The organism is Schleiferilactobacillus harbinensis, assembly GCF_008694105.1.
Classification (GTDB): Bacteria; Bacillota; Bacilli; order Lactobacillales; family Lactobacillaceae; genus Schleiferilactobacillus; species Schleiferilactobacillus harbinensis.
This window is the reverse complement of record NZ_CP041364.1, coordinates 521448-533985: the sequence shown is the minus strand read 5'-3', so window position 1 is coordinate 533985 and position 12538 is coordinate 521448. Positions and strand designations below refer to the sequence as shown.

Below are 12538 nucleotides of genomic sequence, written 5' to 3'. Positions count from 1 at the left end.
TGGAAAACAGCAGGCTAGCCCGCCCGCCGCATGGTGTTATGGTATCATGATAGCAGAAAGTTGGCCGCCACGAAACGGCGGCCGTCAGGAGGTTCAAAATGTTAGACGAGAACTGTATTTTTTGCAAGATCATCCGGGGTGAAATCACCAGTGTGACGGTTTTTGAAGACGATCACGTCAAAGCCTTTTTGGATATTTCCCAAACCACCCCGGGTCATACCCTGCTTGTACCCAAGGACCACATCGAAGATATTTTCCATCTGCCCGCCGCCACCGCGGCCCGGCTTTTTTCCTACGTGCCGATGCTGGCTAACGCCATCAAGGCGGCCAACAGCGGCATCAAGGGTATGAACATCATCAACAACAACGGCGAAGTGGCTTATCAAAGTGTGCATCATGTGCATATCCACTTGATTCCCCGCTATTCCGATCAGGATGATTTCAATATTCATTTCGGCAATCACAGCGATATGTATGATACAGCAGCGCTGACCAAAATTGCTTTGACCATCAAAGAAAACTTGCAGGAGGCGCCCCATGCCTAAATTTCGTCACGGCCTTGTGCTCGGAGCCATTGTCGGTACAGCAGTCGCTCTCCTTACGGCTAAAAAAACCGGCGCCGACCGCCAGCGGGATACGGCCGCCTATCTGGACGACGTGACCGGCGCAGTCCAAGACGTCAGCGCGAGTGCCGGCAAATTGCAGACCGCGCTGGGTCATTTGCTGACCCAGTTGCAGACGACGGTGCCCACCGTGCAGAAACAGGTTGAACGGGATATTGCAGATTTCCAATTCCAAGCCCAGCCACGGCTGAATCAAATCAACGAGACCCTGACGACTTTGCAAGCCGACGCAGCCGGTTTCACTGATCAAAAAGTCACAAATAAATCATAACTGTGGCGATTCTATGCCGAATTTGTAAAACTTTAAGAAACCCCCGCCCGAAATTTTCAATGCCATTTCAGGTGTGGTATATTTGACGTTGTTCTGATTACCCGCAATGGGTACAATCTTTAGTTGAATGGATGTGTATTTAATGTTTAAAAAGTCTGGCAAATGGGCCATCGCGCTCAGCGCAGTCGTTGTCATGCTGCTCGCAGCAGGCTGCTCCGCCGGTAATAAGACCGTTGTATCAATGAAGGGCGGCAAAATTACTCAAGAGCAATACTACGAGGCCATGAAAGACTCCAGCTCGGGCAAAACAACCCTACAGACGCTGATCTGGGAAAAAGCCTTGGAGGAACAATACGGTAAGACCGTGTCCGACAAGACTGTCACTAAGCAATACAATTCCGTCAAGACCCAATATGGTGCCCAGTTCTCCCAAGCACTGGCCCAAAATGGTTTGACACCTTCTCAGTTTAAGACCAACATCAAGACCAACCTCCTGACCCGCAAGGCTCTGGAAGCCCTGAAGCCGGTCACCACCGCCGATTTGAAGACGCAATGGAAGTCTTATGAACCGAAGATCACCGTTTCTCATATCCTGGTCAAGGACGAGAAAACGGCCAAAGATATCATTAGTCAATTGGAGAAGGACAACGGTAAGAACTTCGCCGCTTTGGCCAAGAAGTATTCTACCGATACCGGCTCCAAGGCCAATGGCGGAAAGCTGACCCCGTTTGACAGCTCCGATACGTCTTACGATGCCACCTTCAAGAAGGCCGCTTTTGCTTTGAAGCAGGGTGAATACACTAAGACACCGGTCAAGACCCAATATGGTTACCACATCATTATGTCCGATAAGAACCCGGGCAAGGGTAAGATGTCTGACCACACCAAGACCTTGAAGACCCAGATCTATGACAAGTGGATGCAAGATTCTACGGTCATGCAGGGGGTTATGTCCAAGGTATTGCAAAAGGCCAATATTGATATCAAGGATAAGGACTTGAAGGATATTCTGTCCGGCTACCTGAACAGTTCATCCAGCAAGTCGACGGCAACGAGCTCATCTGCGGCTGAATCAAGCAGCGATGACAGCTCTGCGACGTCCAGCTCCAGCAGCACGTCGAGCTCCAGTGCCAGCAGCACAACGAGTTCTTCGGCTTCTAGCTCAAGCAAGTAATTTAATTACTGGTATTGAAAAAGGCATCCTGCGATGGGATGCCTTTTTTGTGGGCTGAGAAAGTTGTTCTGACGCCGTGCCAGCTAATCATCAATTGGCTTTGGTTGGTAGAAGCGTCGATTGTCCAAGCCGAAGACGCGTTCGGAGTATTCGCCGGGTTTGGCGTCAGTGAGGGCCATGGTGATCATGGTCAAGCTGGCATCCATTTGGTCGATTTGGTGGAGCAGTTCGGCTTCAATCAGCTGCGGCCGCACAGGTGAGCCGTAGTCGAGCTCGCCGTGGTGGGCCAGGACCATATGCCGCAAAAGCATAACAGCCTCGCTGTGGCTGTCCAGCTGGAGCTTGTCGCAGGCGCGAATGATTTCTTCATCAATCATCACCACGTGGCCGATCAGGTTGCCCTCCGGCCGATATTGGGTGGCAGTGGGCCCAGTGAGTTCCCGAGTCTTGCCCATATCGTGGAGCAGTGTGCCCGCCAGTAAGAGGTCTTCGTTGACTTTATGGTACAGCGGCGCGATTTTTTGGGCCAGCCGCACCATCGAGACGGTATGGAAAGCCAATCCGCCCTCGTAAGCATGGTGGTTGGTCTTGGCCGCCGGGTAGGTGAAAAATTCATGCCAGTGGGCCCCAAATATATATTGGACGATCCCCCGCCATACTGGCTGCTGGATCTCGGCGATCGTCTGCTTCACGAAGGCTTGCAGATCCTCGATACTCTCCGGCGCCGTGGGCGTATAGGCGTGGGGATCTTGTTCCGATTCCGGCAAGACCCGCATGTGTTTGATCCGAATTTGCGGCCGATCTTGGTAGACTTCCCGTTTGCCGGTCAGCTGCACCACGGTCCCCGTTGTGAAGTCCTGAGTGGCCTTCTCCGCCGCATGCCACAGCTTAGCCGTGATTTCCCCCGACGTATCCGTGAAGACCAGGGCAATGTACTTACTGCCGTCCTTGGCCTCCCGCACGTCGGCGGACTTGATCAAAACCGGGATGTCGAGTTGTTCGTTGGGTTGAAAATCTTTGAGTAATTTTGTCATAAATCGCCAAACGCCCAGCCGGTCAGTCCGTCTGGGCGCTTTCTGCGTCATCCTCTCAGTATTCTACTGGAACAGACCTTTGAGGCTATTATACCATTCACTGGCCTTATCCTTGAGCCCATTGATACCTTTCTCCACGTTGGATTGAAAATCATTCAGCCAATCATCCCCAGAACCGCTGCTGGTGCCGGTGCTGCCGCCATTATTCGCCGCATCTTCCTGGGCGGCATCTTGGACCTTGAACGGTGTCTGCTTAGTGTTGGGCAGAATATTCTGCATTTCCTGCTTAAAAATCGGCGCGACCCCCTGCTCGCTGATGCCCTTCAGGAAGTGATTGGCATCAGTCTGGTCAAAGCCGACCCATGTGGCCACGGTGACGTCCGGCGTGTAGCCAACGACCCATTGGTCCTTGGTACCAAACCCCCAACTGCTGTCGCCCTCGGTACTGCCGGTCTTGCCGGCAATCTTATACCCGCTAGGCGCCGCGGAGGTCCCGGTACCGCTGGAAAAGACGGACAGCATCATACTGGTCATCTCGTTAGCCGTCTTGGCGGTGATGATCTGCTTGGCCGTCGTGTTGGTATTATCCACGACCACAGCCCCGGTGGCGTCCACGATTTTCGTGATGAAATGGGTGTCCGGTAATTTACCGCCATTGGCAAAGGCCGAATACGCCCGCGCCATCTGCAGCGGCGATACCCCTTGGGACAAGCCGCCAATGCCAAAGGCTAAGTTTTGGTCACTCTTAGGAATATTGATCCCGAAGCGTTCTGCCGAAGCGACACCCTTTTGCACCCCGATCTGGTTCAACAGCCAGACAGCAGCGGTGTTCTTACTTTCCGCCAGAGCCTCATACATCGGTACCTCGCCGGCATATTGTTCATCCACATTGTGGGGGGTGTATTTATTTTTACCGAAACTCTGCAGCTTATCTTCCAACATCGAATCCGGATGGTAGCCGGCCTCAATCGCCGGGGTATAAATTGCCAGCGGCTTCATTGCACTGCCTGGCTGGCGGCGCATCTGGGTGGCCCGGTTGTAACCCCGGAAAACATGCTTGCCGCGGCCGCCGATAACGCCCAGCACCCCGCCGGTATTGGGATCCACAGCCACACTGGCCGCTTGGACCGGCGTCCCATCAGCAGCGTTAGCCGGGAAGGCCCAATCTTCTTTGAAACTGCCCTGCATCTGGCTTTGAATCGTCTGGTCCAGCGTGGTGTAAATCTTGTACCCCTTATTCAGAATGTCTTCTTCTTTAATGTCGTACTTGTTGTAAGCTTCATCTAAGACCGCATCGAAGAAATAGGGATAGCGGTACTCGTCAGACTGCTGGTAATTATTCACCAGCGTGAGCTGTTCGTTCTTGGCACTGTTAGCCTCAGCTTGGGTCAATTTGCCGTTGTCGACCATTAAGCTCAGAATCAGGTTGCGCCGGCCGAGGGCATTATCCATATGGTCTACGGGATTATAGAAACTGGGGGAACGCAAAATCGCCGCCAGGGCCGCCCCTTGGGACGCATCCAGATCCTTGGCATGCTTGCCAAAATACCGCTCCGATGCATCCTCCACACCCCAGACGCCATTGCCGAAATAGGCGTTGTTCAAATACATCGTGAGGATGTCGTCCTTAGAATAATGCCGGGTGATTTCCACCGCCAGAAAAATTTCTTGAAATTTTCGGACAAAGGTCTGCTTCTGCGTCAACAGCGTATTCTTGGCCAGCTGCTGAGTGATCGTACTGCCCCCGCCGCTGATCTGGCCGTGGTGAATGACATAACTGACCGCCGCCCGCGCCAGGCCCTTAATGTCGAACCCCGGGTTAGAATAGAAACTGCGGTCCTCAGTGGAGATCACCGCGTTGCGGATCTGGGGCGAAATCTGGTTCAATTCCACAAACGTCCCTTTATTGGTGATCGTCCCCGCTTTTTCGTTATGGGTGTCATAAATCTGGGTGACGGTCTTCAGGTTGGTCTTCAAGTTCTCCACGTCGGCGGTCTTCGCTTTGTACGTGAAAAAGGCGGACGCGGCCACCGCGACTGTTAGAAACAGCACGATCGCCCAGCGTACCACCTGGTAGCGATGATTGAAGCGGCGGATAAACACCCAGGCCCGGTGGCAATATGGATACAACCACGAGGCAAACTGGAGCCAATACGCCCATACACGGCGCCAAAAACCCATGACGAGGATCCCTTCTACATTGGATTACAGAAAAACGATGCATTACAATTGTTAACATCATAGCACACCCGCGGATTAGCTCTGCAGGCAGCCCAGCAAAATTAGGAAAAAGACAAGGATGACGACTTGATGACCGCATATCAGCACCGCATTGTATTGCCCCCGGATTATCCCGGCCGCACTGTTCGGGAACAGCTCCAAGCGTGGTGGATCCCCAAAAAGTGGCAGCACTTCCTGCGCATTGAAGATGGTGTGCTGGTCAACGGCCGCTATCAATCCATGAACACGCGGCTGCACGCCGGCGATCTCGTCAGTTTGGCCTTCACCCATGTGGACCACCCGGTGCAGGATTACAATGTAACCGCCCGCAGCAGTCTCGTCATTTGTCACGAAGATCCCGATGTCCTCGTGGTCGATAAGCCGGCAGGGGAAAAAATGCATCCGAATCACGCCGGCGAAAGCAATACCCTGATGAACGCCGTCGCCAGTTACCTCGCCGCCAGCGGCGGCGCCGCCTTCATGGTTCACCGGCTGGATCAAGCCACCAGCGGGGCCGTACTGATTGCCAAAAACCCAGCCGTGGTGCCGCCGCTGAATCGGCAATTGGCGATCAAAACTCTGCATCGGGAATACTTGGCTGTCGTTCCTGGCACACCAGTGCTGCCTGACCACGGCCATTTCACCGGCCCCATCGCCCACGCCATTAACGACGTACGCCGCCGGACGGTGGATAACAAAAACGGCCAAGCCGCGGACACAGAATTCCGGGTCTTGGACCGTTCTTCAGAAACACAACTTTTATTACTGACCCTGCACAGCGGCCGCACCCATCAAATCCGGGTCCATCTGGCCCACGCGGGTCTGCCGATTATCGCTGACCCGCTCTACGGCCCCGCTGCCGATCAAATTCCAGAAGACGAAATGCTGCTCCACGCGTGGCGCTTGACCTGGGAAACACCGCTGGGCTTTGGTACACAGACCGCCACAGCCCCTATTCCGGCGCGTTTTCGTCCGTATCTGCGGGCGTGGCCAGCGTATCGCTGATGGTTTGCTGAAAAGCCTTGGCCGCATCCTCATCGGGACAGATCACCAGCACCGTGTCGTGCCCCGCGAGAGTCCCGATAATATCCGGCCGGTGGACGTCATCCAACGCCGCAGCGACCAGATTACCGCTGCCGGCTTCTGTTTTCAACACCACCGTGAACTGCACTGCCACCGCCGTTAAAACTTGCGTTGCGACAGCCTGCCGCAAATTCTCCGGCAAAGTTGGCGCCTGGTGATCGGCTACAGCATAATAGGCGTGACCATTGCGGTCCTTGTACTTGCGAATCCCTAATTCCCGCATGTCCCGGGATAAATTACCCTGGGAAATCATAATACCGCGATCATGGAGAGCCGCCATCAGGTCCCGCTGCCGCTCGAAGCGGGTGCTGGTGACCAACTGACGAATGGCTGCCTTGCGCTCTTCCCGTTTCATCAGCCCATCACCCGCCTTACATTTCGGCCGGTGCGCCGACCCCCAGCAGGGCCAACGCACTCTGGAGCACCGCACTGACGGACGCAACCAGCGCCAACCGGCTGTCCTGGTCGGCGTCACCGGTCAAGACCTTAGTATGGGCATAATACTTATTGAAGGCCTTGGCTAACCGCAGCGCATACTTGGCGATGACTGACGGTTCGTATTCCCGCGCGGCTCGGGTAATGATTTCTGGGAAGTCCCCCAAGGTCCGGATCACTTCCCAAGCCCCCGCGTCATCTAATGCGGCTGCATCGATCAGGTCGGCTTCCGTCTTGCCTGCTTTGCGCAAAATACTTTGTGCCCGGGCATTCGTATACTGCACATACGGCCCAGTCTCGCCTTCGAAGCGCACGACTTCTTCCAGGTTGAAATCGAAGTTGTCCATCCGATCGTTCTTCAAGTCATGGAAGACGACCGCGCCCACACCGACCTGGTGTGCCACTTCTTCTTTGTTGGCCAGCGTCGGATTCTTTTCATCCACCTGCTTTTGCGCCAAGCCAACAGCATCCTGGAGCACTTTCTCCAACAAAATGATTCGGCCGGAGCGGGTCGACAATTTCTTCCCGTTTTCCGTGATCAAACCAAAGGGGACGTGGACGATCTCGTCGGCCCAGTCGAAGCCCATTTTCTTCAAAACGGCCTTCAGCTGATCGAAATGTTCCTTCTGCTCACCACCGACAACGTACAAGGACTTAACAAAGTTGTAGGTCCGCTTGCGGTAGATCGCCGCGGCCAAGTCCCGGGTCATGTACAGCGACGCGCCATCCGACTTGCGGATCAGCGCTGGATTCAGGTCTTGATCACTGAGATCAACGATATCAGCGCCCTGACTCTTTTCCAGCAGGCCCTTTTGCTCCAAGATTTGGATCACTTCATCCATCTTGTCATTATAGAAAGCCTCGCCGTTGTATGAATCGAAGGTGACACCCAGCTGATCATAGACCTTCTGGAATTCTTTGAGGGAAATCTCCCGGAACCACGCCCAGAGCTTGGTTGCTTCCGGATCGCCCTCTTCTAGTTTCTTGAACCATTCCCGAGCCTCGTCATCCATCTCAGGATGATCCTTATCCTCCTGATGGAAGCGGACATAATACGCCAGCAGATTCTTGATCGGATTCTCCTTGACGGCCTCTTCCGACCCCCACATCTTGTAACCAACGATCAGCTTGCCGAACTGGGTGCCCCAGTCGCCCAAGTGGTTGATCTTGATCGGATGATAACCCAATTTTGAGAAAATATTGGCCAGGGCATTGCCGATCACCGTGGAGCGCAAATGGCCCATGGACATGGGCTTGGCGATGTTGGGCGAAGACATATCGATGGGCACATTGCCGCCGTGTCCGATATCTGCGGCGCCGTAACCGGCGGGATCGCTCAAGATGGCATGGAACGTCGTGTGGGCGAAGACCGGCTGGTCCAGGAACACGTTGACGTACGGGCCCTTCGCCTCGACCTTTTGCAACCCATCCGCGTTCACGAGCGGCGCTAACTGCTGGGCAATTTGCACTGGTGATTTGTGCAGCGTCTTCGCCAGTTGGAACGCTGGGAAAGCAAAGTCGCCCAGATCCAGCGACTTAGGTACTTCCAGTAAATCGGCCACTTGGTCCGTCGTCAGTGATGCGTCGATCTGGTTCAAGGCCTGACTGATCTTTTCGGCCACAGTATGACGTAAGTCCATGAAAAACATCCTCCTTAAGATAGAAAAAAATCCTGCCGCAAAAAACGGCAGGAGAGACGGACGTGACGTCCGCGGTACCACTCTCATTCTTACGAATCGCACCGCCGAAGCGGCGCAACGAAGCGCTCGAGAAATGCACTATATGGTTGTGTGCCTGGGGTGCGCCGGCCAGCCTGTTGATCCGGCTTGCACCATTCCGGACTCGCTCGGCAATCAGAGTTGACCTATTCCTCAGTTCAAAGCGGGTGACGAGAATCGAACTCGCGACTTCAGCTTGGGAAGCTAATATTTTACCACTAAACCACACCCGCATTACAAGATACCAGTATAGCGAATTTTGGCGGCAATGGCAAATGAATTTCACAACGGTTAATTCAAATATACCATTCATTTCTCTTTAATTTTTTGACACAGGTTGTTATACTAGGAGTAAGAAATCCATGTTGGAGGAGCCGCGTATGAAACAAGCAGAAAAGGTCGATCAGTTGATCTATGGCGTCGTGAGTGAGCGGACACCGCGAGGCTACATCTTGCGCCTAAGCAGTGATCCGCAGGTCTTTGCCAAAGGGACAGTCTTCGAGGAGGCTGTTTATTACTTCTACCGGGTACTCGCCGAGTTTCTGAAGAAACAGCGAGACGCCGGCCACGATATCCACGATTACACCTTTCAACAGTTCGATTTTGCCGCATTAGATAAAGTGCATTTTCTCACTTTAGTCAGTGCCACGAATGATCTCGATCCGCACCATATGAATATGACCATGACTTTCCCCCAGGCCCGGCTGATTGATTTGCCGGAGACCTTTGATCAATTGAAAGCTTTGTTAAGCTAGCCGGTTGAGCCGCAGTGTAATGCCCGTGGTGACTAGGACACCGGCGATGGCAATTGCCAGGTCAAACCACATTACCGTGGTGAGCTGCTGGCTCCACTGGGCCGTGATCAGCGGCAGGATAAATTGAGCGGTGGCCCCGGCGGAATAGTACAGGCCGGTAGCGATCCCCTTACCCAGCGGCAGCGTTTCACCCATCACCGTCAGCCCCAGCTGCATTACCCCGCCGGCCATGCAGAAGCCGATGAGGAAGACGCTGGGAAACAGGATGATGGGTGGTGCTTGGCTGAGAATTGGAATCAGACTGAGTGTGCCGCCAATGGTGAACGGGACCAGTAATTGCGGCGGGGTGAAGCGGCGGCTGAGGATAAACACATTGACCAGCACGCAAATGAATGAGCCGGTGCTGTACCAACTCAGTAAGCTCCCACTGGTGCTGGGGGTCAGGTGCAGGATTTGAATCCCATATTGCGTGATGTTTTGGGTAAAGACCCAAAAGACGCCTTGAGAGAGGAACCCATAGACAATGAACAAACCTAATAATAGCCACGGCATCGTGGCAAACGAGACAGCTGCGGCTGGCTCGTTTTTTGTTTGAACAGATTGCGGCTGTTGCGGTTTGGTGCGCTTGGCACCCCACCAGGGGGTGAGAAACACGACCGCGTTGATGATGAGGATTGCTGCGAGAAATGCGTAGTTGAGGCCGAACCAGGCGTGGCTGGTGATCGTCCAGCCCACCAGCAGCGGCAGGATGAATTGGCCGGCGGACATGGCGCCTTTGATCAAGACGTTGGCTGCCCCGGCCTGCTCCGGGTAAATGTCCATTATCGCCGGATAGGTACCGGCGTCCAGGAATGAATTGGCACAGCCGGCGAGGAAGCTGAAAGCAAAGCCCCAAGCCGCCGTTGGACTCCACAAAATGCCCAGAAAAAAGAGCAAGTAACTGACCATGCCCAAACCCACGAAGAACTGCCGCCCCCAGCGGTCGCTGAGCCAACCGGACAGGAGCAGCACGACCAAGCGGCCGATCCCCATGGCGGCAATAACGGCACCGACTGCGGCGGCGGTGGTGTGCCACTGAGCGGCGAGGCTGGTCATGGATTGGGCAAGGATGAGGACCCCTGCGCCGTGAACGATGTAATTGGTGTAAAGACCGATGGCGATGCGGGTGCGGTGGGGTTTGGCTGTGGACAATGTGCGGCGTTCCCTTCTGTGGATCGATTTGCGTGCGCTGGTTCTTAGTTTACCAAAAAAGCCGCAGGTTGGGCGGCTTGTGGGGAATTTTATTGGTGTTTGGGGGGGTGGCCGGTTTGGTCGTCGTCGGGGTCGTCCCATTCCTTATAATGGGGCAATGGTTTGTGCAGTTCGCGCAGTTGGCTGCGGTGTTCGTAATTGAGGTACCAGACCAATGGAACAATAAATAGTATTGCCGCAACGATGAAGATACCAGACAGTTCGAACAAGTTGACGAAAAAGACCCTAACATTGTCCCACGACCAATCAAAGAAGAAAGGCGAATTGGCGATTTTCTGGGGAATGTGCCGAATATACCGAAAAAATTCGTCTGGATTATGGGCAAAATTGAGGAACAACACGGTGATTAAGAAAGTGGCTAAAAAAGAATGCCAGGGTCGCCGCCGGCGCTTGGTTTTGGGTGTTGGCTGTGCTTGTTGTGCTGGTGTCTTTGTTTGTGTGCTCACGGTCGTCACCCCCTACTCAATAATCATCCCAGTGACCGTCGTCATCATGGCCGTCCCAGTCGTCATACCAGAACATTCCACCGCCAAAACCGAAAAAGCCGAACGGTAACGCCAAGCCGCCGGCACTTAACGTTGAAAGAATCAGCAGGACCACCATCCCAACAACAGTCCTGATGAAGGCCAGCGCTGCGTTCTGAAATACATAGAAGAGCAAGCCGACCATCACTCCGGCCAGCCGGAGACTGCGCTTTTGCAACTGCCGGGGAGTCCGTCCGGCTTGGCGCTGCGTCCCATAGGCGGTTACCAAAAACCAGACGATCAAAATGATGCCGACGTTTAGCCACTGGGGCAAGCCAAAAAGAAAGGCACTGCACGTCATGAGCACGTGTTTAAACAGGTCTCGATTGTCCCAAAATGACAAACCGCCTCCCGCAATCATGATAACGATAAAGAAAATAATGCCCGCATTGTTGAGCGATTCCTGCCACTTGGGCGTTGGGTGATTTGTTGTGGATTGTTGTGCTGGCTTGTTTTTCATTCGTTCCGCCCTCCCCCTGACGATCTGCCCCAAGTATCGCGCGAAATGGAATAAAGTCAACGGATTTAGACGCAACTGGTATGCTTCCAACATCAAGAATAAGTGCCAGTTTTGGTCATATTTCTACGAGGATTGGGATTTCCCAATGACAGCGTAAAATTTTCCCCGTCTAACGATAGACTGCATCGGTTATTTTATTGGGTATGACAGTCGGCAGTGGCAAATACGAAGACTACTCAATGATATCACTCTAATGATGGAAAAACTTTAAAAGAGGGAACTGAATGCTTATTTGTTGTCTTGGGTTCGCTCGTCATGCTCTCCAAGTACTCAAACCAATAGCAACCGGATATTATCGTCAACACGCAAAATAGATGTCCGAAAACTGCTGATTATTGGGAACAGCGTAAGTTTGCTGACCTCGTAAACATTTCAACGGATATGGTCGACCCACGCCTGCAAGAATACTCTGAGCTTCCTCACGTGGGGCCGGGAAATATTGAATCATTTAGCGGCAGGTTACTGGATAACGTTCATACCGTGAAGCAAGATAATCTGATTTCGGGAAAATTCCGTTTCTTCCCAGGAGATATAATTTACGGAAAAATCAATCCACAACTGGCAAAGTACGTCATTGCCGCAACGAATGGGCTATCAAGTGCTGACACATACGTATTACGTGCGAATTCAACGCACCTTAAGCAGGTTTTCCTGTTTTATCTGATCCAAACACGTTCTTTTTATCAATACACCGTCTCCGTATCAATGCGTACAGGGATGCCAAAAATTAACAGAGAAGAACTCGATAACTTCCTCTTCTTAGGTCCCGAAGTGGGTGAACAAGCAAAGATAGGCTTGTTTTTCTCATCATTGGATAAAACGATTGCTCTTCATCAACGTTCGTGGCTGAAACCTACTGTCAAGAAAAATCGAGATACACTGACAAAAATGGTATTTGTCTGCGTATATAAATAATGGTTCCCAACAAGA

13 protein-coding genes and 1 tRNA gene are annotated in these 12538 nt (G+C 53.1%); 6 read left to right on the top strand and 8 right to left on the bottom strand.

Annotated features, from left to right (window positions below; genetic code table 11):
- The first annotated feature begins 98 nt into the window (after positions 1-98).
- The 3 genes from FMM01_RS02975 to FMM01_RS02965 all read left to right on the top strand — a co-directional run bounded on the left by FMM01_RS02975 (position 99) and on the right by FMM01_RS02965 (position 2068).
- Complete coding sequence (locus FMM01_RS02975; RefSeq protein WP_150391633.1) at positions 99-545, top strand: HIT family protein; 447 nt, start codon at positions 99-101, stop codon at positions 543-545.
- Positions 538-894 carry a YtxH domain-containing protein gene (locus FMM01_RS02970; RefSeq protein WP_051225424.1) on the top strand — a complete coding sequence of 119 codons (357 nt, stop codon included), beginning with the start codon at positions 538-540 and terminating at the stop codon, positions 892-894. The genes FMM01_RS02975 and FMM01_RS02970 overlap by 8 nt, the downstream gene beginning before the upstream one ends.
- Before the next feature lie 142 nt (positions 895-1036).
- Positions 1037-2068 carry a peptidylprolyl isomerase PrsA gene (locus tag FMM01_RS02965; protein ID WP_027829248.1) on the top strand — a complete coding sequence of 344 codons (1032 nt, stop codon included), beginning with the start codon at positions 1037-1039 and terminating at the stop codon, positions 2066-2068.
- Between the two features lie 83 nt (positions 2069-2151).
- On the opposite strand, the gene FMM01_RS02960 is transcribed toward FMM01_RS02965, so the two are convergent.
- Positions 2152-3102, bottom strand: a complete 951-nt coding sequence (locus FMM01_RS02960; RefSeq protein WP_150391632.1) for a 3'-5' exoribonuclease YhaM family protein — start codon at positions 3100-3102, stop codon at positions 2152-2154.
- Between the two features lie 63 nt (positions 3103-3165).
- The gene (locus FMM01_RS02955) at positions 3166-5283 is read right to left on the bottom strand and encodes a PBP1A family penicillin-binding protein (RefSeq protein ID WP_081674935.1); all 2118 of its coding nucleotides are present in this window, start codon (positions 5281-5283) and stop codon (positions 3166-3168) included.
- Positions 5284-5412: 129 nt separating this feature from the next.
- Between FMM01_RS02955 and FMM01_RS02950 the strand changes: the two genes are divergently transcribed.
- Entirely contained in the window at positions 5413-6327 is a 915-nt protein-coding gene (locus tag FMM01_RS02950) for an RluA family pseudouridine synthase (RefSeq protein ID WP_150391631.1), read from the top strand.
- Here FMM01_RS02950 and FMM01_RS02945 read toward each other — a convergent pair.
- From FMM01_RS02945 to FMM01_RS02935, 3 genes are all read right to left on the bottom strand, one after another.
- Positions 6275-6760, bottom strand: a complete 486-nt coding sequence (locus tag FMM01_RS02945) for an arginine repressor (protein ID WP_051225449.1) — start codon at positions 6758-6760, stop codon at positions 6275-6277. The genes FMM01_RS02950 and FMM01_RS02945 overlap by 53 nt on opposite strands.
- A gap of 16 nt (positions 6761-6776) precedes the next feature.
- Complete coding sequence (gene argS, locus FMM01_RS02940; protein ID WP_027829404.1) at positions 6777-8480, bottom strand: arginine--tRNA ligase; 1704 nt, start codon at positions 8478-8480, stop codon at positions 6777-6779.
- Positions 8481-8720: 240 nt separating this feature from the next.
- Positions 8721-8791: transfer RNA gene (locus tag FMM01_RS02935), tRNA-Gly, on the bottom strand.
- 147 nt (positions 8792-8938) lie between these two features.
- Here FMM01_RS02935 and FMM01_RS02930 point away from each other — a divergent pair.
- The gene (locus FMM01_RS02930) at positions 8939-9313 is read left to right on the top strand and encodes a hypothetical protein (RefSeq protein WP_027829405.1); all 375 of its coding nucleotides are present in this window, start codon (positions 8939-8941) and stop codon (positions 9311-9313) included.
- On the opposite strand, the gene FMM01_RS02925 is transcribed toward FMM01_RS02930, so the two are convergent.
- The 3 genes from FMM01_RS02925 to FMM01_RS02915 form a co-directional block, all read right to left on the bottom strand.
- On the bottom strand, positions 9305-10504 hold the full coding sequence (locus FMM01_RS02925) for an MFS transporter (RefSeq protein WP_190973444.1): 1200 nt from the start codon (positions 10502-10504) through the stop codon (positions 9305-9307). The genes FMM01_RS02930 and FMM01_RS02925 overlap by 9 nt on opposite strands.
- Positions 10505-10593: 89 nt before the next feature.
- On the bottom strand, positions 10594-11010 hold the full coding sequence (locus tag FMM01_RS02920) for a hypothetical protein (RefSeq protein ID WP_150391629.1): 417 nt from the start codon (positions 11008-11010) through the stop codon (positions 10594-10596).
- A gap of 16 nt (positions 11011-11026) precedes the next feature.
- Positions 11027-11548 carry a hypothetical protein gene (locus FMM01_RS02915; RefSeq protein WP_150391628.1) on the bottom strand — a complete coding sequence of 174 codons (522 nt, stop codon included), beginning with the start codon at positions 11546-11548 and terminating at the stop codon, positions 11027-11029.
- A gap of 441 nt (positions 11549-11989) precedes the next feature.
- Between FMM01_RS02915 and FMM01_RS02910 the strand changes: the two genes are divergently transcribed.
- Positions 11990-12523, top strand: coding sequence for a restriction endonuclease subunit S (locus tag FMM01_RS02910; RefSeq protein ID WP_150391627.1), 534 nt, complete (start codon positions 11990-11992; stop codon positions 12521-12523).
- The last annotated feature ends 15 nt before the right edge of the window (positions 12524-12538 follow it).